Source organism: Kribbella sp. NPDC050281 (assembly GCF_040655855.1).
Lineage (GTDB): Bacteria > Actinomycetota > Actinomycetes > Propionibacteriales > Kribbellaceae > Kribbella.
In genome coordinates this window covers 38,197-62,057 of the sequence record NZ_JBFAKS010000046.1, presented here as the reverse complement: position 1 = coordinate 62,057, position 23,861 = coordinate 38,197, and the positions used below count along the sequence as shown (strand labels likewise).

The window sequence follows — 23,861 nt, the reverse complement described above, 5'->3', positions numbered from 1 at the left end:
TCCAACTGCGCGGCGACCCTGTCTGCCGGACACTGGAGACAGAATCGTTCGCACCCGGAGGAATCAGACCATGATCGGCTTCATCGTTGCCGGACTCATCATCGGCGCGCTCGCCCGACTCTTCACGCCCGGCAAGCAGAAGCTCGGCCTGCTCGCCACCCTGCTACTCGGCCTGGCCGGGTCCGTCATCGGCGGCACGATCGCCAGCGTTCTCGGCACCGGCGGCATCTTCGAACTGAATGTCCTCGGCTTCGTCGTCGCGGTGATCTCCTCGGTCCTGCTGGTCGGCACCGCGGAGTCCCTCTCGGCCCGCCGCAAGCACTCGATCACCCAGCGTTGACTCGACCAAGCTGTCAGTCCGAAGCTCAGTGGTCGTTGTGCGCAATGGCCGACCGCGGCTCCCGGCCCACCGGCTGGGTCGGCCGCGGTAGCAGGGGCTGACGTTTCTCCAGGGAGCGGGTCACCGGCGAATCCGTCGTCACGGTGATCCGCTCTCCTGCATGCCGCAACGTCATGCTGGCCCCCGGACCGTCATGGACGCTGTAGGTCACGTCGACCGAGTTGATGTCCACCGTCAGCCGGACGCCGCGCCAGCGGATCCTGAACACCAGCCGGGGCAGGCCTTCCGGCAGGGCCGGATCGAAGCACAGATCGCCGTCCACCTGCCGCAGTCCGCCGAAGCCGGAGACCAGAGCGGTCCACGCACCGGCGAGTGACGCCATGTGCAGCCCGTCGCCGGTGTTGTGGTGCAGGTTCCGCATGTCGATCAGCGCGGCCTCGTACGCGTAGTCGTAGGCCAGGTCCAGATGCCCCACCTCGGCCGCCATCACGGCCTGGACGCACGCCGACAACGACGAGTCCCGCACCGTCAGCCGCTCGTAGTAGTCGAAGTTCCGCGCCTTCTCCTCGAGCGTGAACGCATCGCCGCACCAGAACGTCGCCAGCATCAGGTCGGCCTGCTTGATCACCTGTTTGCGGTACAGCTCGAAGTACGCCGCGTGCAGCAGCAGCGGGTACTTGTCCTTGTACGCCTCGAAGTCCCACTCGGCGTACCCGGTGAAGCCTTCGGACTGCGGATGGACGCCGAGGTCCTCGTCGTACGGCACATGGACGGCGGCCGCCGCGTCGCGCCAGCACGCCTCCTCCTCGCTGTCCACGCCGAGCTCACGGGCCTTGGCCGGGTGCTTGACCGCCACCTCGGCGGCCGACCGCAGGTTCCGCGCCGCCATCAGGTTGGTGAAAACGTTGTCGTCGGCAACGGCGCTGTACTCGTCCGGTCCGGTCACACCGGGCAGATGCCACCGGCCGTGCCGGTCGTGATGGCCCAGCGAGATCCACAACCGGGCCGTCTCCACCAGCAGTTCGAGCCCGACCTCCTCGAGAAACTCGTCGTCGCCGGTGACGGTGTAGTGCCGCATCACCGCGTCGGCGATGTCGGCGTTGATGTGGAACGCCGCCGTCCCCGCCGGCCAGTAGCCGGAGCACTCCTGGCCGCGGATGGTTCGCCACGGGAACGACGCACCGCGCAGCCCCAGCACCGCTGCCCGCTCCTTGGCCATGCCGAGCGTGGAGTGGCGCCAGCGGAGCGCGTCGGCCGCCGCATCGGGCATCGTGTAGTTGAGGACCGGCAGCACGAAGCCCTCGGTGTCCCAGAACGTGTGGCCGTCGTACCCGGCACCGGTCAGCCCTTTCGACGGGATCGCGCGTCGCTCCGCGCGTGCACCCGCCTGCAGAACATGGAAGAGCGCGAACCGGACGGCCTGCTGCAGCTCGGAGTGGCCGTGCACCTCGACGTCGGCGCCGTCCCAGAAGTCGTCCAGGAAGTCGGCCTGCTGCTTGACCAGACCGTCCCAGCCCGAGAAGCGCGCACTGGACAGTGCGGCGGCGACCTGGTCCCGGATCGCCGTCTCCGAGCGCAGACTCGACCAGCCGTACGCGAGGTACTTCACCACCCGCAGGCTCTCCCCCGGCTGCAGCTGGCAGATCACCGTGGACCGGGCCCAGTTCTCCCGCACATCCAGGTCCATCGCGTACCGCGCGGGTGCCTCGACCTCATGCGTCATCGCGGCCGCCATCAACTGCCGGCTTCGCGTGGTCCGGTGGATCAGCACGACGCCGTTCTCACCGCCGTCGTGGCTGACCGGCTTCAACGGGTTGTCCAGTACGGCGGCCACCCGCGGATCGTCGGACAGCTTCGGCTGGCTCTCGTTCGCGACCAGTTCGGACTGCACCACGAACCGGGCCGGCTGGTCCACCGGCTCCACGACGTACTCGATCGCGGCGATCGCACGCTGGGTCAGCGACACCAGTCGGCGGCTGCGCACCCGGATCCGCTTGCCGCCGGGTGACGTCCAGTCCACGTCACGCTGCAGGATGCCGGTGCGGAAGTCCAGGGAGCGCTCGTGCTGCGTCAGGTAGCCGTACCGGATGTCGAACGGCGAGTCGTCCACGAGCAGCCGGATCAGCTTGCCGTTGGTCACGTCCACCAGCGTCTGCCCCGACTCGGGGTAGCCGTACCCGGCTTCGGCGTACGGCAGCGGGCGCTGCTCGTAGAACGAGTTCAGATAGGTGCCCGGGATCGCGTACGGCTCGCCCTCGTCCAGATTGCCGCGCAGTCCGATGTGCCCGTTGGACAGCGCGAACAGCGACTCGGACTGGGCCAGCCGGTCCATCTGCAGCCGCGTCTCGCGCAGCCGCCACGGCTCGATCGGATGGTGCCCGCGATCGATCATCGACCCTCCAGAAGCTCGGCCAGGTCGCGGACCACGACGTCGGCACCGTGGACCTTGAGCTGATCGGCCTGTCCGACCCGGTCAACACCAATCACATGCCCGAAATGCCCGGATCGGCCGGCGGACACGCCGGCCAACGCGTCCTCGAACACCGCGGCCTCGGACGGATCCACGCCGAACTTCTTCGCCGCGGCCAGGAACGTGTCCGGCGCCGGCTTCCCGTGCAGCCCCTCGGTCCGGATCGTGATGCCGTCGACGATCTCTTCGACGTACTGCGCCAGCTCGGTGACGGCGAGGACCTCGCGGGTGTTGGCGCTCGACGACACGACCGCCCGCCGGAGTCCGACCGCCTCGACGGCCTGCAGGTACTGCCGGGAGCCCTCGAACACGTGCACGCCTTCGGTACGGATCCGCCGCTGGACTGCCTCGTTCTTCCGGTTGCCGAGACCGTTGACGGTCATCGCGTCCGGCGGGTCGTCCGGGGTCCCGTCGGGCAGGCTGATCCCGCGCGCCGTCAGGAAGTCCCGGACTCCGTCGACGCGCGGCTTGCCGTCGACGTACGCGTCGTACTCCTTTCGGGCGTCGAAGGGAGTGAACGGCTGGCTGTGCTCAGCGGCGTACGCCTGGAGGAACTTGTCGAACATCTCTTTCCAGGCCGCGGCATGGACGGCCGCGGTGTCGGTGAGCACACCGTCGAGGTCGAACAGACAGGCCCGGATCCCCGTGGGCAGTCCCAGCATCTTCCACCTTCTCGTGTCCGGTGAGCGTGCCTCCAGATTAGTCAGACAAGAGGGGCGGCAGCCCGAAGGCGGGGAAGCGGGAGTAGCCGAACGTGGTGATCTCACCGATCAGACCGTCGGCGGTGACCCGGAGTACGTCGAGTTTGAACGCACGGAACTCCGTGTCCCCCGGTCGGCGCAGGTACGACGCCGCGGCAGGCTGCCGGTTCGCCAAGGTGGGCACCAGCCGCCAGTCGCCGTCGCGGTCCGGGCCGAACGCCCGCTCGAACAACGGCAGGCACGCGTCCAGACCCTCGAACGACAACAGGTCCGGCGGCATCGAGACGCGCAGATCCTCGGCCGCGATGGCGACCGCGGCCGCCGCGTCGCACCGCTCGTGCGCGTCGATGAAGCGGTCGAGGAGCTCCCGCTCGGCGGCGGTCGGACGTGGCGCGGTCCAGTCGGTACGACGAGCAGGCAACTGTTGCTGCATCGTCGCCCGGGCCCGCTGCAGGGCACTGTTCGCCGCCGCCACGCTTGTCTCGAGCAGTGTGGCGGTGTCGGTGGCGGGCCAGCCCAGCACGTCTCGGGCGATCAGTGCGGCCCGCTGCCGCGGCGGCAACGCCTGCAGTGCCACCAGGAAGGTGAGCTCGATCGTCTCCCGGTCCACTGCGACCGCGTCCGGCTGGTCGGCGGACGGAGCGATCTCGTCGAGCAACCGGTCCGGGTACGGCTGGAGCCACACCATCTCCCCCGGCGACGCGTTCTGCCTGCGCGCGTGCCGCCGGGTCTCGTCCAGGCACACATTGGTCGCGATCCGGTACAACCACGCCCGGAAGTACGTGCGGCCGTCGTAGGAGTCCCGACCGCGCCAGGCCCGCAGCAGCGTCTCCTGTACGGCGTCCTCCGCATCGTCGAAGGACGCCAGCATCCGGTAGCAGTGCACATGCAGCTCGCGCCGGTACCGGCCCGCGAGGTCGGCGAACGCGGTCTCGTCCCCCGCGAACGCCGCCTCTTCGAGCGTGCTCATGAGGCCTTGCCCACCTCCTGGACCGTCCAGCCGTTGCCGTCCGGGTCCTGGAAGCTGAGGAAGGTGCCGTAGTCGCTGCGGTCCGGGTGCACTCCGTCCTGCTTGCCCGCCGCGGTGAAGTGGAAGGGCTCGCTGACCTCGACACCGCGCTCCACCAGCTCGGTCCGGGCCGCCTCGACGTCGTTCACCACCAGGTGCGTGCCCTCGTACGTGCCCGGCGCGGCCTTGGTCAGTCCGGTGCCGATGGTGATCGAGCACGCGGATCCGGGCGGCGTCAACTGCACGACCCGGAACTCGTCACCGGCCCGGTGGTCGACGTCCTCGGCGAAACCGAGCTGCTCGGTGTAGAACTTCTTGGCCCGGTCCACGTCCGACACCGGCACGATCACGAGTTCGAGCTTCCAGTCCATCTGCTGCCTCCTGCGGTCGGGTCGGTCTCAGTCTGACCGACGCTGTTGACCGTGTAACGACAGCCGCGGCGGAAACTCATCGGTCCGCCGATGACTCCTTTCCGGCGAAGATCTCCGCGAACCAGTTCAGCTGGGCGAGCTGCTGGTACGTCTGCCCGCCCTCGTGCTCGTTGTACTGGTAGACCTCGATCTCCTTCTGCGCGCTGCCGTAGTGGTTGTACGCCGCGAACACGGTCGACGGCGGGCAGGTCGCGTCCATCAGCGCAACCGAGAACAGCGCCGGTGCGGTGGCCAGGCGGCCGAGATTGACGCCGTCGAAGTAACTCAGCGTCCGGAGCGCCGGTTCGACGTGCTCGCGGAACCCCTTCAGGAACCGGGTGATCTCGCCGTACGGGTCCTTGTCGGTGATCTGCAGCGCCCGCTGGAAGTGGCACAGGAACGGTACGTCGGGAGCGCAGCCGAGCAACTCGATCCCGGCCAGGCCCGCGAGCCCGGCGGCCGCGATCGCGATGCCGCCGCCCTGGCTGCCACCGGTGACGATGATCCGGTCCGGGTCCACGAAGGGTGACGTCCGGGCCGCCTCCAGTGCCCGGATCGCGTCGATGAAGACCCGCCGGTAGTAGTAGGTCTCCGGGTCGGTGATGCCCGCGGTCATGAAGCCGGGCGTGTGGTTGAGACCGGCGTACGCGCTGTCGTCCGCCGTACTGCTGCCGCCGCCGACGCTGAAGCCCTGCCCGCGGGTGTCCATCACGAAGTGGGCGTAGCCGGCCTGCGCCCACAGGTTGGTCGCATGCGGGAACCCGCGGCCGCCGGAGTAGCCGAAGTACTGCACCACCGTCGGCAGTGGTCCGGTTGCCCCGGCCGGCACGTGCAGCCAGCCCTTGATCGGGGCGCCACCGAAGCCGGCGTACGTCACGTCGTAGGTGTCGATCACCGCGAGCTTGTTGTCCACCTCGGTGAACGTCGCGTTGAGGTCGTCGGTCCGCGCCTTCTCCAGGGAGCGGCGCCAGAAATCGACCAGGTCGGCGGGTGCGGCCACCTCGGGCCGGTACGCGCGGAGCTTGTCGAGGGAAAAATCGAACATGGCCATGGGCAACAAACCTAAGGTGGAACCATGCCTTCGCCCAACCTCGTGTTCATCATGTCAGACGACCACGCCGCGCACGCCATCTCGGCGTACGGGAGCAAGGTCAACCAGACCCCGCACCTGGACCGCTTGGCCCAGGACGGCGTACGGATGGACGCCACCTACTGCACGAACTCGATCTGCTCGCCCTCGCGGGCCTCGATCCTGACCGGTACGTACAGCCACATCAACGGGGTCGCCTCGATCTACACCGACATCGACTACCGCGTGCCGACGTTCGCGGAGGTGCTGCACGGGGCCGGCTACCAGACCGCCCTGTTCGGGAAGTGGCACCTCGGAGAGCGACCAGAGTCCGCGCCGCGGCACTTCGACTCCTGGCAGGTGTTCCCGGGGCAGGGTGACTACGTGGATCCGCTGATGATCGGACCGGACGGGGCGCAGACCGTGGCCGGGTATGCCACCGACATCGTCACGGACCAGAGCATCGACTGGCTGCGGCAGCGCGACCCGGACCGGCCGTTCCTGCTGCTGGTGCATCACAAGGCGCCGCACCGCCCGTGGGTGCCGGACGAGAAGCACAAGGAGCTCTATCCGGTCGGTTCGATCCCCGAGCCGAGCACGCTGTTCGACGACTACTCCACCCGAAGCCGGGCGGTGCGCAGCGTCCGGATGTCCGTGGCGGACGACCTCGGGGCGGAGGAGCTCGGCGAGGAGCTGCCGGAGGAACTGCGCGGGCCGGAGAACCGGACCGAGCGGAAGCGGTGGAAGTACCAGCGCTATCTGCGCGACTACCTGCAGTGCGTCCAGTCGATCGACGACAACGTGGGCCGGCTGCTCGACGTACTGGAGTCCGAAGGGCTGGCCGAGGACACGGTGGTCGTCTACACGTCCGACCAGGGGTTCTTCCTCGGCGATCACGGCTGGTTCGACAAGCGGCTGATGTTCGACGAGTCGTTGCAGATGCCGATGCTGATCCGCTGGCCGGGCCGGATCCCGGCCGGCAGCACCTGCGATGCGATGGTGACCAACGTCGACTTCGCCGCGACGTTCCTGGACATGACCGGGATGGACGCCGCCGGCGTTCTGCCCACGTCGCAGGGCCGGAGCTTCCTGCCGTTGCTGCGCGGTGAGGAGGTCGCGGACTGGCCGGACGCCATGTACTACCGGTACTGGGAGCACGACGATCCGAATCACCATGCGCCCGCGCACTACGGCGTACGGACGAAGGAGTTCAAGCTCATCCACTACTACGGCGCCGGCCTCGGCGTACCCGGGTCGTCGGAGCAGCTGTCCGAACCGGAATGGGAGCTCTACGACCTTCTGAAAGACCCGGAGGAGCTGGTGAACGTCGCCGACGATCCGACGTACGCCGAGATCCGGTCCGGACTGACCCAGCGGCTCGCCGACCTGCAGCAGCACTACCAGGACATCCCGTACGCCGGCCCGACGACGCCGCGCCCGCACTGGCCGTGGGCCTCATGACCAGCACCGCCGAGGTGAGTGCAGCCTTAGGTACGCCGGTGTCCGGTGTGGAAGTGGTGGACACGTTTGCGGCGTCGGAGGCCGAGGTCGTGCGGCTGCGAGTGCGTTCGGTGGGTGGAACCCAGTCCACTGTCATCGCCAAGCGAGCGACAGGCGCCGGGGTGGCGGCGGCGCGGCGTGAGATCCGGTTCTTCCAGGAGCTCGCGCCGCGGTGGGATCATCCGGCGCCGCGGTTGCTGGGGGCCACGGACGCTGGTGACGAAGTCCTGTTGCTGAGCGAGGACCTGGAGGCGGCCGGCTACCGCGTGGTCGGTGCTGAGGTGTCGGAGACCCAGTTGCACGGCACGATCGACATGCTGGCGGGTTTGCACGCGCGGTTCTGGAACGACGTACCGGAGTATCTCCTCAGCGCATCGGAGCCGTCGGTGACCAGTTCGGCGCAGGCGTTGCCGCGTGAGGTGATCAAGCGGAACGCCGCGGCGGTGCGCAACGAGGCCGCCCAGTTCTTCCCGACGGCGACCGAGCTCGACGACGCCGAGCGCTCGGTGCTCGAGGAGATCCTGGAGCGGTGGGAGCGCCAGTTCCTGGCCCGCGTCGCCGACGGTCGCGCGATCACGCTCGTCCATGGCGACCTGCATTTCCTCGGCAACGTGTTCTTCAGCGCGGACGACCCACGGCCGAAGGTGATCGACTGGTCGGAGCTGAAGCCCGGGCTCGGGCCGCACGATCTCGCCTACTGCCTGTCGGTGGTCCCGACCGGCGACCGGCTCGCCCGCGATCGTGAGCTGCTGCGGCGCTACTGGGAGGCGTTGCGCGCCGCCGGCGTGGACGACTACAGCTGGGATCTCTGCGGGTGGGACTTCCGGTTCTCGGTGATCAGCAATCTCTTCCAGTCGGTCTTCCAGCGCAGCGTGCGGTGGTACCGGACGTCACTGGCCGCCATCGACGTCCTCGACGCCCAGGCGACCCTGACCGAGAAGCCGCCCAGCGGCTAGGGCGGCAGCACCCGGTCGAGCTGGCTGCGGGAGGTGATGCCGAGCTTGGTGAAGACCTTGCGCAGGTGGTACTGGACGGTGCGGGCGCTGATGAACAGGCGGGTGGCGATCTCCGGGTTGGACAGGCCGTCGCGGGCCATCCGCGCGATCTGCGCCTCCTGCGCGGTCAACTCGCTCTGAGCCGGTACGACGCGTTTGCGCGCGGCAGCCCCAGCGGCCTGAAGCTCCCGGCGAGCCCGCTCGGCGAAGCCGGCCATCCCCATCGCGTCGAACATTCCGTGCGCCGTCCGCAGATATTCCCGGGCATCGGTACGACGACGCTCGCGCCGCAGCCATTCGCCGTACAGGAGGTGGGCGCGGGCGAGCTCGACCCGCAGCCGGGTCTTGTCCAGGTGGGCGATCGCTTCGCGGTAGAGCCGTTCGGCGGTGTCACCCGCGCTGACCAGTGCCAGCGATCGGACGTGGACTCCGAGCGCCCAGTCGGTGCCGGTCGCCGTCGCCATCTCGCCGAGCCGCTCGCAGGCGCGGTACGCCGTGTCGATCGACCCACTGCGGACGGCGGCCTCGACGAGCTCGCTCGGTACGAACATCATCGACAAGGCGTCGCGCGGATCCTCACAGGCTCGCTCCGCCGCCTCGGCCGCGTCCCGGTAGCGGCCGAGGCCATTGTCGAGGACTGCGGCCGCCCACTCGGCGAACGCGATCCCGATCCCCTCGCCACGCCGCGACCCGTCCTTCTTGGTGGCCTCACCCAGCGCCAGCGTCTCGGTCCGGTCGCCGCGGAACGCGGCCAGCGCGAGCCGCCCGTACGGCGCGAGGTTCCCGCCGGTCGCCTCGTTGGCCGCCTGGACCTCGTCGGTCAGCGACGCCGCCGCGTCCAGATCGCCGGCGAACAACCTCGCATAGGCGAGTGAGGTCAGCGCCAGCGCCCGATCGTTGACCACACCGGTCTCGCGGGCGAGCTGCAGGTGCCGCCTGGACAGCTGCTCCCACCGGTCCGCGTCCCACAGCCGCAGTGCGGTGGTGGTTGCCATCCACAGCAGTTGCAGCTCCTCTTCGACGGACACGTCGGTGCCGAACGCCGCCAGAGCCTGGTGCAGTGTCGGCGCTCCAGCGGCGTATCCGTCCCGGTAGTACAGCGCAGTACCGTCCAGGAGCAGGTCCGCCGACCGCATCACCACCGGCCGCGGTGCCGTGGCTGCCTCACGGGCGACGTCGATGACGTCGCCGCCCGGGGTCGCGAGCCGGCTGGCGAAGATCGCGGCCGACAGAGCGTCCAGGTACGTCGCCCGGGACAACCCGACATCGATGGTCTCGAGCCGCTTGGCCGCCTTGAGCATCAGTTGTGGTGCGTCGTTGCCGCGGTTGGTGAAGAAGGCAAGCTGCGCACGAACGAGGTCGGCCCGGGCCTGCTGCAGGTCGGTCAGAGGCTCTGCCTCGGCCATCGCGAGCATGTCCGCCGCCGAGTCGAAGGCGCCGGTCCCGAGCTCCGCGTGCGCGGCCGCCAGCGCCCTGCCAGCGCGCTTTGCCGGGTCGAACGTCAGCGCGGCCGCGCGTTGCAGGAAAGCAGCGGTCGCGGCCAGTCCACCCCGCGCACTCGCCCGCCCGGCCGACAGCTCGAGCTCGGCAGCGACCTCCTCGTCGGGTCCGGGCGTTGCCTGCGCCCGGTGCCACGCCCGCCGATCCGGATCGGCCTCGGCGTCGGTCAGCTCGGCCAGTACGCCGTGCACCTGACGCCGTTCCCCGGCCGACGCCGACCGGTACGCCGCCGATCGCACCAGCGGATGCCGGAACCGGATCCGCGTCCCGAACTCCGCCAGCCCGGCGTCGGCAGCCGCTGCCGCGGCCTCCGGACCGATCCCCAGTCGCCCGGCGGCACGTCGTACCAGCAGGTCGTCACCGGACGGATCGGCGGCGGCGAGCACGAGCAGCCGCCGGGTCTCGTCAGGTACGGCGTTCACCCGGCGTACGAAGCTCTCCTCGATGGTCCCCGCACCTGGTAGACCGAATCCGCCGGCCAACTGCGCCGGAGTGAGCCCACGCGGCAGCTCGAGCAGCGCCAGCGGATTCCCGTGCGCCTCGGCGACCAACTGGTCCCGCACCTGCGCATCGATCGGCCCCGTCAGTACGGCGTCCAGCAGCCGGCGCGCCTCCGTGTCGTGCAGACCGCCGATGGGATACCCAGGCACGCCGGCCAGGTCGCCGGCGACCGCGCGGGTCGCGAAGACCATCGCCACCGACTCGGCGTCCAGCCGGCGGGCGACGAAGGCGAGGATCTGCGCCGAGCACCGGTCGAGCCACTGCTGGTCGTCGACCAGACAGACGAGCGGCTCCCGCTCGGCGGCCTCGGACAGCAGCCCGAGCACAGCCAGTCCGATCAGGAACAGGTCCGGTGCGGCGCCTGCGCTGATGCCGAACACCGTCCGTAGCGCCTCCCGCTGGGGTGGCGGCAGCACATCGATCCGGTCCAGCACCGGTGCGCACAGCTGGTGCAGACCGGAGAACGCCAGCTCCATCTCGGACTGCACCCCCGAGGCACGCGTCACCCGGCATCCGGCCGACTGCGTCTCGAGGTAGTCGAGCAGCGCGCTCTTGCCGACGCCGGCCTCGCCGTGCAGCACCAGAGCGCGACTCTCGCCGGCCCGGACAGCGCCCATCAGCCGGTCGAGCACGCCGCACTCCAGGTCGCGGCCCGTCAACTCGATCGCACGCCGCCAACCCGGCGGCTCGGCCTGCCCATGCACGCCATCACGCTAGCGGCTGGCGAGCACGGGCGGACCTGGCTGGCCAGTGGCGGATGCGGACGCGGGTCCCCGTCCCGCAGGCTCATGCCGGGCGCCCGGACCCGCATTCCGGGCCGCGGATCGCCGCAGCGATTCGTTCGCGTCCGGTAATCCGCTGCCCTCCGAAAGGACCCTCGCCATGGCCGCACCACTCCAGGACCGCACCGTGCTCGTGATCGGGCGCGGCGGCGGGATCGCCCGCGCCGTGACCACGGCCGCGCGAGACGCGGGGGCACAGGTCATCGCGGCCGGCCGGGACCAGGAGGCTCTCGCCAAGGCGTACGCCGAAGACGCGGGCGTCCGGACCGAGTACGTCGACCTCACCGACGAGGCCACCATCGCCGCCCTCGGGGAACGGATCGGCAGCGTCGATCACATCGTCTCGACCGCCTCGGCCCGGGCGCGCGGCAAGCTCGCCGACCTCGATCAGGAGAAGGTCCGGCTGTCGTTCGACACCAAGGTGATCGGCCCGCTGATGCTCGCCAAGCACTTGGCGGTGCGGATCAGCGAGGGTGGCTCGTTCACGCTGTTCTCGGGCGTCGCCGCGGCCAAGATCGCCGTCGGCACCCTGGCGGTGGCCATCACCAACGGCGCAGCCGACGTACTGGCCCGGTCGCTCGCGCTCGAACTGGCTCCGATCCGGGTGAACGCCGTCTCCCCCGGCGTGATCGACACCGGCGCCTGGGACGCCCTCGGCGACGCGGGCAAGGCGGACTATTTCGAGGACATGAGCACCCGCAATCCCGCTCGGCGGATCGGCACCACCGACGACATCGCCGCGGCGGTGCTGTTCGCCATGACCAACACCTTCCTGACGGGTACGACGCTGCGCATCGACGGCGGCGAACCGCTGATCTGAGAGGAGCCGAACCATGGGCCTTTCCTGGCAACAGGGTCCGCTCGCCACCGCGGCGATCGGCCGATTCCTGGTCCCCGACCCACTGCCGGAGCGACTGCTGTTCGCGGAGCCGCTGCGCCGGCGGATGCGGGTGAAGTTCGGCGACCGGTGGATCGCCGACAGTGCGGACGTCGTACTGCTGCATGAGCCTGCGCGGTATCCGGTGGCGTACTTCCCGATCGGTGACATCGTGACCGGTGTCCTGGAGGCCGCCGAGCGGACCACGCAGCATCGCGACCTCGGCGAGACGACGTGGTACACCGTGACCGCGGGCGACAGCAGCAAGACCCGCGCGGCCTGGCAGCACACCGCACTGCCCGATCACGCGAGCGATCTGAAGGGACGCGTCGCGTTCGCGTGGCGGGCGATGGACGCCTTCTACGAGGAGGACGAACGGATCGTCGGCCACGCCGCCGACGCCTACCACCGGATCGACATCCGGCAGACCAGCCGCCATCTCGTCGTCCGCGACGGCGACCGCATCGTCGCCGAGTCCACCCGGCCGCTCGCTCTCTACGAATCGGGCTTCGCGCCGCGGTGGTACGTACCGCGCGAGGACGTGGACGACTCGGCGCTGACCCCGGTCGAGGGCCAGACCTTCTGCCCGTACAAGGGTCTGTGCAGCTACTGGGACATCGGCGACGCCCGCGGTGCGGCGTGGGGCTACGAGGACGCCTGGACTGAGGTACGGCGGATCTCCGGGATGATCTCGTTCGAGCCGGACAAGGTCGAGGTGGAACTGGACGGCACGCGGCTGCGGCTGGAGCCTGGACAGAGCGTGATCTCGCATGGGGTCGACCGCGATCTGACCGTGGAGGAACTGTCCGGATGAGCGATGCGGCAACAGTGCTGGCGGTGAACGTCGGCCGGCCGAAGGACGTCGGCTGGAACGGCAAGACCGTCTACACCGGGGTGTGGAAGGAGGCGGTCGACGGCCCGGTCATGGTCCGGCGGCTGAACATCGACGGCGACGGGCAGGGCGACACCGCCGGGCACGGCGGCGAGATGCGCGCCGTACTCGTCTATCAGATCGACTCGTACCGGTACTGGGAGCAGCACTTCGGGCGGGACGACTTCGTCTACGGGCAGTTCGGCGAGAACCTCACCGTCGACGGACTGCCCGACGACGAGGTGTGCATCGGCGACCGGTACCGGATCGGCGAGGCCGAGTTCGAGGTGACCCAGCCGCGGGTCACCTGCTACCGCGTCGGCCTGCGTATGGGCGAACCCGAGCTGCCCGCGTTGCTGGTCAGCCGTCACCGGCCCGGCTTCTACTGCCGGGTGATCACGGAAGGCCACATCGAGGCCGGTGACCAGATCGTCAAGACCAGGACCGGTCCGGGTGCCCTGAGCGTCACCGAGACCGACGCCCTGCTCTACCTACCGAACCGGGATGTCGCGAAGCTGCGCATCGCGACACAGATCCCCGCCCTCAGTCCAGGCTGGCTCGGCTCGTTCCGCGATCTGCTGGAAGAGACCACCACCCCCAAGCCGGCCTGGGACGGCTTCCGTCCGTTGCGGGTGACCGAGGTGATCCCGGAGAGCGCGACCGTCTCCTCGATCCGCCTGGCCGCGGCGGACGGGAGCCGGCTGCCGGTCGCACGCGCCGGCCAGTACCTCACGTTCAAACTCGCGGACGCCGGTCTGCCGGTCCCGGTGCGGAGCTACTCGCTGTCCTCCTCGCCCGGGACCGGCTCGTACCGGATCAGCGTCAAGCACGAACCCCACGGCATCGGGAGCAGCTACCTGACCACGAACCTGCGGCCGGGCGCCGTACTGGAGGTTGCTGCGCCGCGGGGCGAGTTCGTGATGGAGGAATCGACCGATCCGATCGTGCTGCTCTCCGCTGGGATCGGGCTGACACCGGTCCTGTCGATGTTGCATGACCTCGCGGAACAACGCAGTACGCGCGAGGTCTGGTGGATCCACTGTGCTCGAGGGCCGGACGAGCATCCGCTGGCGGCTGAGGCGCGGGAGCTGCTCAGGTCTCTGCCCAACACGCACGAGTACATCTGCTACACCGCGACCGAGGGTCGCCTGACCAAGGACAAGCTGGTCGACCTGGCCCTCCCAGACGACGCAACGGCGTACATCTGCGGACCGGCTGGGTTCATGACGGACATGCGCGAGGCGCTCACCGCGATCGGCATCGATCCGGCCGGTATCCGGACCGAACTGTTCGGCGCACTGCCGCCGACGAACCCGGGCATCACCGACCAGACCACGCAACCGCCTCACCAGCCACCAGGACCGCCTGGCAACGGGCCGCTGGTGACCTTTGCCCGCAGCGGCATCTCCACGCCGTTCCGGGACGGCAGTGTCCTCGAGCTCGCCGAGGCCTGCGACGTACCGACGCGCTGGAGCTGCCGCACCGGTGTCTGCCACAACTGCATCACTCCGCTGCTGTCCGGTGAGGTCACCTACTCCCCCACGCCGCTGGAGCCACCGCCCGAAGGTCAGACGCTGGTCTGCTGCGCCCGACCGACCACCGATCTAGTTCTGGACATGTGATGGAATTTTCACTGGAAGTCGTCACCCTGGCCGTCCACGACGTCGACGAGGCCAAGGCCTTCTACACCGAGAAGCTCGGCTTCGCCCTCGACGTCGACTACCACCCGCGCGACGGGTTCCGGGTCGTCCAGGTGACCCCGCCCGGCTCGGCCTGTTCGATCCAGTTCGGCGACGGGCTGACCGACGCGGCGCCCGGCTCGGCGCGCGCGAACTACCTCGTGGTCGCCGATCTGGCGGCTGCGCACGAGGAGCTGGCCGCCCGCGGCATCAAGGTCTCCGACATCCGGCACAAGTCTCCGGTGGACACCTGGGACGGCGGGTTCGCACCCGGTGTGGATCCCGACCGCCGCAGCTACGCGAGCATGGCCGACTTCGCCGACCCCGACGGCAACACCTGGACCCTGCAGGAGATCAGGCGCTCATGAAGCCGAAGGACCCGGGCGAGCTGCCGATGTCCATGGTCGGCCCGGCCAGCAGTCCGCTGCGTGCCTTCCTGCGGACCGAGGCGGCCAGCGCCGCGATCCTGGCGGCCGCGATCGTGCTCGCGCTGATCTGGGCGAACGTCGCCACCGACCAGTACGACGCCTTCTGGGACTGGGTTCTCGCAGTCCGCATCGGGCCGTGGTCGGCCGAGCTGGATCTGCGTACCTGGGTGAACAGCGGGCTGATGGCGTTGTTCTTCCTGGTCGTCGGACTGGAGGCGCGGCGCGAGTTCGACCTCGGCGAACTGCGGGAGCGGCGCCGGATGATCCTCCCGGTCACAGCCGGTCTGGCCGGTATGGTCATCCCGGTCCTGATCTATCTGGCGATCAACCGCTCTGGCTCCGGTGTCCACGGCTGGGGCGCGGCGATGTCGACCGACACCGCGTTGGCGCTCGGTGTCTTCGCGGTGGCAGGGCAGCACGTCCCCGATCGAATCCGGACGTTCCTGCTCACCGTGTTCGTCGTCGACGATGTCGTCGCCCTGCTCGTCATCGCGGTCGCGTACACCAGCGAGATCCACCTGACCGGCCTGCTGGTCGCGATCGCGGCGTACGCCGGAGTCCTCGCCAGCACGCGGTTGGGATACCGCTACCGCCGGCCGGTCTTCACCCTGCTCGCGCTCGTGGTCTGGGCGGGATTGCTTGCCAGCGGCATCGACCCGGTCGTCGCGGGTCTCGCGGTCGGCCTGGCTACGTCGGCGTACGTGCCGCGCCGGGACGCGCTGGAGCAGGCGACCACTCTGGTCCGGCTGTTCCGCGAGCAGCCGACGCCGGAGCTCGCCCGTTCGGCAACGCGTGAGCTCACCGGGACGCTGTCAGCGAACGCGCGGCTGCAGCACGCCTTTCACCGATTGACCAGCTACGTGATCGTTCCGCTGTTCGCGTTGGCCAACGCCGGGATCGTGATCGACGCAGACCTGCTGAAGGCAGCGGTGACCGCGCCGGTCACGGTCGGGATCGTCGTCGCGTTCGTCATCGGCAAGCCCATCGCCGTGGCGGGCACCTCGTGGATCCTCACTCGGACCACGCATGGCGCCGTACGTCCGTCGGTCGGCTGGGCCGGAGTACTCGGCAGCGGCATGATCTCGGGCGTACCGTTCACCGTCTCGTTCCTGATCGCGGACCTCGCCTTCACCGGCCCGACGCTGGAGGAAGCGAAGCTCGGCGTGCTGGCGGCCGCCATCGCAGCGGCAGTGCTGAGCGTGAGCTTCTACCGGCTGATCGGATTGCTGTCGGTCCGCACCCGCACCCGTGCGCTGCTCGGGACCGCCACCCTGCCCATCGACCTCGCCCCACCGGTCGACCCGTCCCGCGACCACATCCGCGGTCCGGCCGAGGCGACGGTGACAGTGGTCGAGTACGGCGACTTCGAATGCCCATGGACTCAGATGGCCGCACCGACGGCCCGGGAGCTGCTCGCCGAGAACAATCACATCCGCTACGTCTGGCGGCACCTGCCGCTGCCCGACGTACACCCGCACGCCCAGCTCGCCGCGGAGGCCGCCGAGGCCGCCGGCTGGCAGGGCAAGTTCTGGCAGATGCACGACCTCCTGCTCACCAACCAGCAGAATCTCGAGCTCGACGACCTGCTCGGGTACGCCGCCGACCTCGGTCTCGACGTCGACCGCTTCCGCGAGGACCTCGTCCAGCACGACCACACCACTCGCGTCGCGCAGGACGTGGACTCCGCCGACCGCAGCGGTGTGGCCGGCACCCCGACGTTCTTCATCAACGACCACCGCCACGACGGCCCCCAGGACCTGCCCGTCCTCAACCAGGCCATCCAGCTGGCGTACGACGAGCAGCTGGCTACTTCAACGTGATGCCGAAGCCGGGTTCGTCGGACAGCGTGAGGTGGCCGTCGGCGAGGGTGTAGCCGTTTCCGTCGGTGCCCACTGTGTTGCCGGGGACGCCTTCGATGATGGAGACGTTGCCGAGTCCGGCGGCGATGTGCGCGGCGTACAAGGACTTGAGCGGCATCCCCCAGGCGTGCGGGGATGCCTCGGCCGACGTCTCGGCGAGGCGTGGCATGGTGCGGCGCCAGGCGGTCAGGCCGTGGCCGACGACGTCCATCAGGGCGACGTCGACGAGGCCTTCCTGCGCGAGCCGGAGGATGTGGTCCTCGTCCGGATCGAACTCGCCGTCGGCGATCTTCGGCTGCCACGAGAGCGTCGCGAGGTGCTCGCGGAGGAAGCGGAAGTCCTCCCAGCGTTCGGCGAACGGTTCCTCGATCCAGTACAGGTGGCAGGTGGACACGGCGGCCAGGTAGGCGGTCAGCGCGTTCGCGGTGTAGCCGTCGTTCGGGTCGACCAGGATGTCCGCGTCCGGGTACAGCTCGCGGGTCAGCAGCGTCACCTCGATGTCGCGCTCGAGGCCTTCCTGCGGGTCCATCCAGCGGTAGCCGCGGCCGAGCTTCAGCTTGAAGTCGCGGAAGCCGAACTCGTAGTCCTGCGCCAGGTTCGCCCGGATCGCGTCCGTCCCGGCCGGCGCGTCGTCGGGGTCCAGATCGTCGAAGTAGATCCCGCCGCTGTAGCTCCGCACCCGCGGCGCCCCGGCCGCGCCGAGCATCGCATACACGGGTACGTCGAGGATCCGCGCGGCCAGATCGTGCAGCGGATAGTCGAGGAACTCCGCGGCCGGATCGACCACTCCCCGGGCCGGATCGATCAGCTCGGCCAGGTTCTTGCCGATCAGCCGCGCCGGATCACCGTCGTACAGCGGCAGTCCCCAGCCGCTGGCCCCGCGGTCGGTCTCGACGACGTACGCCGTCGAGGTGTTGCCGCTGCCGTGATGACCGCGGAAGGAGTTCCGTCCCACGGCCCGGAGATAGCGCGAGCCGACCTCGGCGGTCGTGACGGAGCGGACCACATGCCGGGAGAGAGTCACCCTGGAACCCTACGTCCAACCGGCCGGGCACCGGATGCGAGAGGCGCGTCGTCCTGTTCGGGCTAGGCGGTTGCGCTGGCCCTGACTCGCAGTACGGCCCAGAGTCCCCAACCGGCGTGAGAGGTCACCGCAGACCAGGATCGGCCTGACGCATCCTCCAGGACGCCCAGCACAGTGGTGATCGGAACGTGGTGCGGTGCGTCCACGCCCAGCGCGTTCGACCACACGACCACACCGCCGGGCGCGAGCGCCCGTACCACCTCGTCCGCGAACAACGGCACATCAGCCAGTACGACGGCCTGCGCGCAACTGTCCCGCACCGGCAACCGCGACGCGTCACCCTGCAGCCGCTGCTGCGCTGACGACCGGCGCAGCATCTCCCAGGTCAGATCCATGCTCACCACCCGCGACCAGACGTCCTCGATCAGACCGGTCAGCAGACCCGTACCGCAGCCGACCTCCAGACAGAGTCCGTCGGGCCACGGTCCTCCACGCTGCAGCGCGTCCGCGAGAGGCACGGGCCGGTAGCCACCACGTTCGCCGTCCCACTCCGGTGCCAGCTCGGTGTAGCGCCGTACGACCTCATCGGCCTGGTCCTGCGACCACGACGACGGGTGCACCGCGAGGTTGAGTGACGCCTGCTGGCTGGCTGCTGCCTCCTTGCGGACCGGCTTGCCGGGCTCGGCCGGCACCACTCTCGGCAGCTCACGGATCGCACTCATGCCGTCCATCATGCCGTCCGGCCGTGCCTGTGACCTGGCTGTGCCTGTCACTGTCAGTGCTAGGCAGAAGGGAGTGAGGTACGGCGGGTCCGATGTCGCGACAGTGGAGAAACCAACCTCCGAAAGGACTTTCTCCCATGAGTGTCGTCGGCCTGACCACCCCCACGGTCAGCCCCTCGCGGCAGCGACTGGTGTTGCTGGTGCTGCTGACCGCCGGTTTCACCCTCGCGGTCGACTTCTCCATCCTGAACGTCGCGCTGCCGACCATCGGTCAGGACGTCGGGCTGCCCCTCGCGCACCTGCAGTGGATCGCCACCGCGTTCGCGCTCTGCGCCGCCGGCTTCACGCTGCTGTTCGGCCGCGTCGCCGACCTGTTCGGCCGCAAGCGCCTCTTCCTCATCGGCATGGCCGTCCTCGGCCTCGCCTCGCTGGCCGGTGGACTCGCCACCACACCGACGATCCTGATCGCAGCCCGGATCGCCCAGGGCCTGGCTACCGCAGCGGTCACCCCGGCCGCACTGTCGCTGCTGACCACCTCGTTCCCCGAAGGACCGCTGCGGGAGCGCGCGCTCAGCCTGAACGGCGCTCTGATGGCTGCAGGTTTCACCACCGGCGCCATCCTCGGCGGCCTGCTGACCGACATCCTGAGCTGGCGCTGGGCCTTCTTCATCAACATCCCAGTCGCAGCGATGGTGCTGCTGCTCGGTCCGCGCACTCTGGTCGAGGGCCGGCCGAAGGACCGGCTGCGGCTGGACGTCTGGGGCGCACTGACCGCGACCGGCGGCCTGCTGGCCCTTGTGTACGGCCTGACCAGGGTCGGCGAGACCTCCTGGACCGACGCCCATGCTCTGATCGCGCTGGCGGCGGCCGTCATCCTGCTGGTCGGCTTCCTCCTGGTCGAGCGGCGGGTGCAGGACGCGCTGGTCCCGCTGCCGGTACTGCGTCGTCCGTCGGTCCGGTGGGGCAACCTGGCCGGTCTGCTCGCGTTCGCCACCGAGACCTCGCTGGTCTTCCTGCTGACCCTCTATCTGCAGAAGGTGCTCGGCTACTCGCCTCTGACGACCGGGCTGTCGTTCGCGGTCCTCGGGATCGGCACAGTCCTCGGCGGCCTGGTCGCACCGAAGGTGCTGGGCCGGATCGGTTCCCGCAAGACGATCGTGACGGGCTTCGTGCTCCAGGCAGCGGCCACTGTCCCGCTGGTGCTGCTGGGCACCTCCAGCGGCTGGATGGTTCTGTTGCTCATCACCACGTTCGTGGGCGGCGTGGCCAACCTGATCGCCATCGTCGGCTTCATGGTCACCGCGACGTCCAACCTGCCCGACGACGAGCAGGGCCTGGCGACCGGTCTGACCACGATGAGCCAGCAGGTCGGCATCACGATGGGCATCCCGGTGATGAGCGCCATCGCCACGGCTGCCATGCACGGCGCGGACGGCCCGGACCAGGTGATCAACGGGGTCACGACAGCCATCTGGGTGAACGCCGGCCTGGCTGTGCTGGGCGCCGTACTGACTGGTGTTCTGCTGCGGCCGGCGAAGGGCGGCGAGTGACCATGTGCCGGAATTGTGCCGAGTGGGACCCAGGCACCGGCTCTACGATGGACTTCGTGGAGACCGACCTCGGACACTTCCTGCGCAGCCGGCGAGCCCGGCTGCAGCCTCAGGACGTCGGCATGGTCTCGTACGGCGCCCGCCGGGTGCCGGGACTGCGCCGGGAGGAACTCGCTCAGCTGGCCGGGGTCAGCATGACCTACTACACCCGGCTCGAGCAGGGCCACAGCGAACAGGCCTCTGACGAGATCCTGCTCGCCATCGCCCGGGCACTCCGCCTGGACGACGACGAGACGGCCCACCTGCGCAACCTGGCCCGCCCGTCGAACCACCGCCGCCCACAGGCACCGGAGTCCGAGGCGGCTCGGGACGGCGCCCGGCGCCTGGTCACCGCGATGAGCGGTGTCGCCGCGGTCGCAATGGACCGGCGCAGCGACGTACTGGCCTGGAACTCCACGGCCCACCGCCTGCTGGCCGGCCACTACGACGAGCACAGCCCCGACTCGCCCGACACCCGGCCGAACCTGACCCGGATGCTGTTCCTGGACCCCCACACCCGCGAGCTGTACGTCGAGTGGGAGCTGGAGGCCGAGCGGTCCGTGGCGTCCCTGCGGCTGGTCGCCGGGCGGCACCCGGACGACCGCTACCTGGCCGAGCTGATCGGTGAACTCTCCATGAAGAGCCCGGAGTTCGCCCGGCTCTGGTCGAGCCACTCCGTCCTGAACTGCTCCTTCGGTACGAAGGTCTTCCAGCACCCGATGGTCGGCCGGCTGGAGCTCGGCTACGAGGCGGTGCAGTTCCCGGACGGCTCGGCCCACCGCCTGCTGATGTACACCGCCCAGCCCGAGTCCGCCTCAGCCGCAGCCTTCGACCTCCTCGACCGAGGCACCGCGGACATCACGCCCTGAGCCGGAGAGCGCGGCCTGTTGCCAATTGCAACAAGGTCGGGCGAAACGTTTCGGGGGCTGGGGCCGATAGGTCTCAGGAGGGGGTGATCCGGTATGTGCGAGGCGACCCGCAGGATGATGGCGTTACTGCGGCTTCTGGAGGGAGAGCGCTCCCAGTCCACGGCGGCGGACGACGACGTACTGCTGGACACCCATTTCGGCCTCCAGTCGCGGGAGTTCCCGTTCGATCGGTTCTGACCTGCCGACCGGCCGGCAGGCGGACTGGGCGATCGGCACGGCCGGCAGGCTAGGTATGCTGGCGGGGCTTGACCGGCGGTGGGGCTCGCCGGACCGAACCGTCGCCACCCGGCGGCCAACAGTCCCTACCTGTCGAACCGTGCGGCGCTCAGCGCCGACGCCTGTCCAGGTAGGAGATCGAAGGGATGCAGCACGAGCGGACGGACCGGGCCCCCTGGGAACCCGTCGACCCTGATGTCGACCTGCGCCACGACCGCCCGGTACGCCGTACCGGGGACACGGCTGTCCTGAGCGTCATCGCGGCCGGCGGCGCCATCGGGGCAGTGGCTCGGTATCTGGTCGGGCAAGCGTGGCCGACGCCACCCGGCTCCTTCCCTTGGGCGACCCTGGTCATCAACGTCGTCGGCTGCGGCCTGATCGGGATCCTCATGGTCGTGGTCAGCGAGGTCCTGACCCGGCAACGGCTGATCCGCCCCTTTCTCGGCACCGGCGTACTCGGCGGGTTCACGACGTTCTCGGCGTACGCGCTCGACATCCAGCAACTCATCGCAGGCCGGCATCCCGGAACGGCGCTCCTCTACCTCGCCGCCACGGTCGCCGGTGCCCTGATCGCCGTCTGGGCGACGGTCACCGCGACCCGAGCCTTGGTCGTCGGGAGAATCCGATGAGCGTGCTCCTCGTCATCGCCGGCGCCGTGATCGGAGCGCCGCTGCGCTACCTCACCGATCGCGCCGTCCAGAAGCGCCACGATTCCGCGTTCCCGTGGGGCACGATCTCCGTCAACGTCGTCGGCTCGCTGATCCTCGGCGTCGTGGCAGGCGCGAGTACGGCGTCCGCACTGCCGCATCAGGTCCAACTCGTCGTCGGTACCGGGTTCTGCGGCGCGCTCACGACGTACTCGACCTTCTCGTACGAGACGTTGCGGCTCTTCGAGGACGGCGGCCGGTTCCTCGCCGTCGCGAACGTGGCCGTCAGCATCGTCGCCGGTCTCGGCAGCGTCTTCCTCGGCGTCGCGATCAGTCAGGCCATCTGGCCCTAATCAGGCCAGGGTCATCGTGACCGAGATCGTGTCGCCTTCCCCGATGCCCTCGGCCTTGCGGACGCGATCCTTGAGCGGGAGCACGTAGCCGCCGTCCTTCGGGAACAGCGACGTCGTCCATTCGGTGCCGCCGATCGTCGCGCGGACCGGCACCACACCCCAGCCGTAGGTGACCGCCGCGGCGACCTCCTGCAGCTCCGCGGCCTCGTCCTCCGGCACCGTGACGAAGTAGTACGGCGCCGGCCCACGCCACTCCCAGATCTCGCCCTCGAAGTGCAGTTCAAGAAGGTCCACGCGGCAGATGCTAGCCCCCATTCCGGACGTCTCCCTTCCGGAACGACAACCTGGTTGAGCGCGCTCAGGCTGACGGGTCGACGTACCAGGCGGGGAGCTGGACCGGGCGCAGGTCGGTGAGGTCGCCGGGGCGGCTCAGGGTGAGGACCGCTCGCTGGATCTCGGGCCGCGCGTTCAGCGCGTCCTCGACCGCGGTCAGCCGGACGGCGACGTCGGACTCGCGATCGTTGCCGGTGACATCGACCGCGGCGACCAGGAAGACCTTGTCCGCGCCGACCCACTCCATGTGCAGGAAGCTGACCCGCTCGATGGCGTCGTGCTCCAGCAGGGCGCGCAGGACCCGGTTGCGGCCCAGGGGCGAGACCGCCTCGCCGGTCAGGAAGTCCATGTTCCGGCTGATCAGGAACAGCGCGACACCGCCGAGCAGCAGACCGACCACGATCGATCCGATCGCGTCCCAGACCGGGTCGCCGGTGAGCTGGTGCAGCAGGATGGCCAGCGTCGCGATCACGATGCCGATCAGCGCCGACAGGTCCTCGACGAACACCGCACGCAGCACCGGATTCGAGGTCAGCCGTACGTACCGCAGCGGCCGCAGCATCCGCTCGAACGCACCGGCCTTCGTCTGCCGCAGCGCCTGCGCGAACGAGATCCCCTCCAGCACGAACGAGATCCCGAGTACGGCGTACGCCCAGCCGTAGGACGTACCGCCCTCGCCACCGTGCAGCGACTGGATGCCGTGCCAGACCGAGACCGCCGCACCGACGACGAACAGGCCGAAGGCGGCGAACATCGACCAGACGTAGCCGACCCGGCCGTACCCGAGCGGATGCGTCGCGTCGGCCGGCTTCGCGCCCCGGCGCTCGCCGATCAGCAGGAAGATCTCGTTCCCGGTGTCCGCCCAGGAGTGTGCGGCCTCCGCCAGCATCGCCGCCGACCCGGTGATCACGGCCACCACCGACTTGGCCGTCGCGATCAGCAGATTGGCCGTCAACGCCACCAGCACGGTGACGAAGCTCTCCCCGTTACCTGAAGCCGCAGCCTCCTGCCCGGAACTCACTCTCCGAGGCTAGCCCGGCTTGTCCAGGAGCGGCGG

Annotated in this window: 23 protein-coding genes; 13 read left to right on the top strand and 10 right to left on the bottom strand. The window is 69.5% G+C overall.

Annotated features, from left to right (window positions below):
- Positions 1-70: 70 nt before the first annotated feature.
- Positions 71-340 (top strand): hypothetical protein, encoded by a 270-nt coding sequence (locus AB0I34_RS36770; RefSeq protein ID WP_360454617.1) that lies wholly within the window; start codon positions 71-73, stop codon positions 338-340.
- Between the two features lie 25 nt (positions 341-365).
- Here the strand turns inward: AB0I34_RS36770 and AB0I34_RS36765 are convergent, their stop codons facing one another.
- From AB0I34_RS36765 to AB0I34_RS36745, 5 genes are all read right to left on the bottom strand, one after another.
- The gene (locus tag AB0I34_RS36765; protein ID WP_360454614.1) at positions 366-2,732 is read right to left on the bottom strand and encodes a glycoside hydrolase family 65 protein; all 2,367 of its coding nucleotides are present in this window, start codon (positions 2,730-2,732) and stop codon (positions 366-368) included.
- Positions 2,729-3,472, bottom strand: coding sequence for a beta-phosphoglucomutase family hydrolase (locus AB0I34_RS36760; protein ID WP_360454611.1), 744 nt, complete (start codon positions 3,470-3,472; stop codon positions 2,729-2,731). Before AB0I34_RS36760 ends, AB0I34_RS36765 begins: the two co-directional genes overlap by 4 nt.
- Before the next feature lie 37 nt (positions 3,473-3,509).
- Positions 3,510-4,481 carry an RNA polymerase subunit sigma-70 gene (locus tag AB0I34_RS36755; protein ID WP_360454608.1) on the bottom strand — a complete coding sequence of 324 codons (972 nt, stop codon included), beginning with the start codon at positions 4,479-4,481 and terminating at the stop codon, positions 3,510-3,512.
- Positions 4,478-4,891, bottom strand: a complete 414-nt coding sequence (locus AB0I34_RS36750; RefSeq protein ID WP_360454605.1) for a VOC family protein — start codon at positions 4,889-4,891, stop codon at positions 4,478-4,480. Before AB0I34_RS36750 ends, AB0I34_RS36755 begins: the two co-directional genes overlap by 4 nt.
- Positions 4,892-4,967: 76 nt before the next feature.
- Positions 4,968-5,981, bottom strand: coding sequence for an acetylxylan esterase (locus AB0I34_RS36745; protein ID WP_360454602.1), 1,014 nt, complete (start codon positions 5,979-5,981; stop codon positions 4,968-4,970).
- Positions 5,982-6,005: 24 nt separating this feature from the next.
- Here AB0I34_RS36745 and AB0I34_RS36740 point away from each other — a divergent pair, with 24 nt between their 5' ends.
- Positions 6,006-7,460, top strand: coding sequence for a sulfatase (locus tag AB0I34_RS36740; protein ID WP_360454599.1), 1,455 nt, complete (start codon positions 6,006-6,008; stop codon positions 7,458-7,460).
- Positions 7,457-8,455: an aminoglycoside phosphotransferase family protein gene (locus AB0I34_RS36735; RefSeq protein WP_360454596.1), complete on the top strand. Its 999-nt coding sequence runs from the start codon at positions 7,457-7,459 to the stop codon at positions 8,453-8,455. Before AB0I34_RS36740 ends, AB0I34_RS36735 begins: the two co-directional genes overlap by 4 nt.
- Here AB0I34_RS36735 and AB0I34_RS36730 read toward each other — a convergent pair.
- The gene (locus AB0I34_RS36730) at positions 8,452-11,199 is read right to left on the bottom strand and encodes an AAA family ATPase (protein ID WP_360454593.1); all 2,748 of its coding nucleotides are present in this window, start codon (positions 11,197-11,199) and stop codon (positions 8,452-8,454) included. The two genes, AB0I34_RS36735 and AB0I34_RS36730, sit on opposite strands and share 4 nt — an antisense overlap.
- 178 nt (positions 11,200-11,377) lie before the next feature.
- Here AB0I34_RS36730 and AB0I34_RS36725 point away from each other — a divergent pair, with 178 nt between their 5' ends.
- Genes AB0I34_RS36725 through AB0I34_RS36705 form a run of 5 tightly spaced genes read left to right on the top strand, consistent with a single transcriptional unit; the run spans position 11,378 to position 16,952 of the window.
- Complete coding sequence (locus AB0I34_RS36725) at positions 11,378-12,097, top strand: SDR family oxidoreductase (protein WP_360454591.1); 720 nt, start codon at positions 11,378-11,380, stop codon at positions 12,095-12,097.
- A gap of 13 nt (positions 12,098-12,110) precedes the next feature.
- Positions 12,111-12,968 carry a DUF427 domain-containing protein gene (locus AB0I34_RS36720; RefSeq protein ID WP_360454587.1) on the top strand — a complete coding sequence of 286 codons (858 nt, stop codon included), beginning with the start codon at positions 12,111-12,113 and terminating at the stop codon, positions 12,966-12,968.
- Complete coding sequence (locus tag AB0I34_RS36715) at positions 12,965-14,647, top strand: MOSC and FAD-binding oxidoreductase domain-containing protein (protein ID WP_360454584.1); 1,683 nt, start codon at positions 12,965-12,967, stop codon at positions 14,645-14,647. The genes AB0I34_RS36720 and AB0I34_RS36715 overlap by 4 nt, the downstream gene beginning before the upstream one ends.
- Positions 14,647-15,072 carry a VOC family protein gene (locus AB0I34_RS36710; protein ID WP_360454582.1) on the top strand — a complete coding sequence of 142 codons (426 nt, stop codon included), beginning with the start codon at positions 14,647-14,649 and terminating at the stop codon, positions 15,070-15,072. Before AB0I34_RS36715 ends, AB0I34_RS36710 begins: the two co-directional genes overlap by 1 nt.
- The gene (locus tag AB0I34_RS36705) at positions 15,069-16,952 is read left to right on the top strand and encodes a Na+/H+ antiporter NhaA (protein WP_360454580.1); all 1,884 of its coding nucleotides are present in this window, start codon (positions 15,069-15,071) and stop codon (positions 16,950-16,952) included. Before AB0I34_RS36710 ends, AB0I34_RS36705 begins: the two co-directional genes overlap by 4 nt.
- Here AB0I34_RS36705 and AB0I34_RS36700 read toward each other — a convergent pair.
- Both AB0I34_RS36700 and AB0I34_RS36695 read right to left on the bottom strand, forming a co-directional pair.
- Positions 16,939-18,015 carry an enolase C-terminal domain-like protein gene (locus tag AB0I34_RS36700; RefSeq protein ID WP_360454577.1) on the bottom strand — a complete coding sequence of 359 codons (1,077 nt, stop codon included), beginning with the start codon at positions 18,013-18,015 and terminating at the stop codon, positions 16,939-16,941. The two genes, AB0I34_RS36705 and AB0I34_RS36700, sit on opposite strands and share 14 nt — an antisense overlap.
- A 62-nt stretch (positions 18,016-18,077) precedes the next feature.
- Entirely contained in the window at positions 18,078-18,737 is a 660-nt protein-coding gene (locus tag AB0I34_RS36695; protein WP_360454574.1) for a class I SAM-dependent methyltransferase, read from the bottom strand.
- Between the two features lie 137 nt (positions 18,738-18,874).
- Here AB0I34_RS36695 and AB0I34_RS36690 point away from each other — a divergent pair, with 137 nt between their 5' ends.
- The 5 genes from AB0I34_RS36690 (at position 18,875) to crcB (AB0I34_RS36670) (ending at position 22,471) form a co-directional block, all read left to right on the top strand.
- A complete protein-coding gene (locus tag AB0I34_RS36690) occupies positions 18,875-20,287 on the top strand; it encodes an MFS transporter (protein ID WP_360454571.1) in 1,413 nt (470 codons plus the stop codon).
- Positions 20,288-20,343: 56 nt separating this feature from the next.
- The gene (locus AB0I34_RS36685; protein ID WP_360454568.1) at positions 20,344-21,195 is read left to right on the top strand and encodes a helix-turn-helix transcriptional regulator; all 852 of its coding nucleotides are present in this window, start codon (positions 20,344-20,346) and stop codon (positions 21,193-21,195) included.
- Positions 21,196-21,288: 93 nt separating this feature from the next.
- A complete protein-coding gene (locus AB0I34_RS36680) occupies positions 21,289-21,432 on the top strand; it encodes a hypothetical protein (protein WP_360454566.1) in 144 nt (47 codons plus the stop codon).
- Positions 21,433-21,617: 185 nt separating this feature from the next.
- On the top strand, positions 21,618-22,100 hold the full coding sequence (crcB, locus tag AB0I34_RS36675; RefSeq protein ID WP_360454564.1) for a fluoride efflux transporter CrcB: 483 nt from the start codon (positions 21,618-21,620) through the stop codon (positions 22,098-22,100).
- On the top strand, positions 22,097-22,471 hold the full coding sequence (gene crcB, locus AB0I34_RS36670; protein WP_360454561.1) for a fluoride efflux transporter CrcB: 375 nt from the start codon (positions 22,097-22,099) through the stop codon (positions 22,469-22,471). The genes crcB (AB0I34_RS36675) and crcB (AB0I34_RS36670) overlap by 4 nt, the downstream gene beginning before the upstream one ends.
- Here the strand turns inward: crcB (AB0I34_RS36670) and AB0I34_RS36665 are convergent, their stop codons facing one another.
- Complete coding sequence (locus AB0I34_RS36665; RefSeq protein ID WP_360454558.1) at positions 22,472-22,765, bottom strand: DUF1905 domain-containing protein; 294 nt, start codon at positions 22,763-22,765, stop codon at positions 22,472-22,474. It lies immediately after the preceding gene.
- 64 nt (positions 22,766-22,829) lie between these two features.
- Complete coding sequence (locus AB0I34_RS36660; protein WP_360454555.1) at positions 22,830-23,825, bottom strand: cation diffusion facilitator family transporter; 996 nt, start codon at positions 23,823-23,825, stop codon at positions 22,830-22,832.
- Between the last annotated feature and the right edge of the window lie 36 nt (positions 23,826-23,861).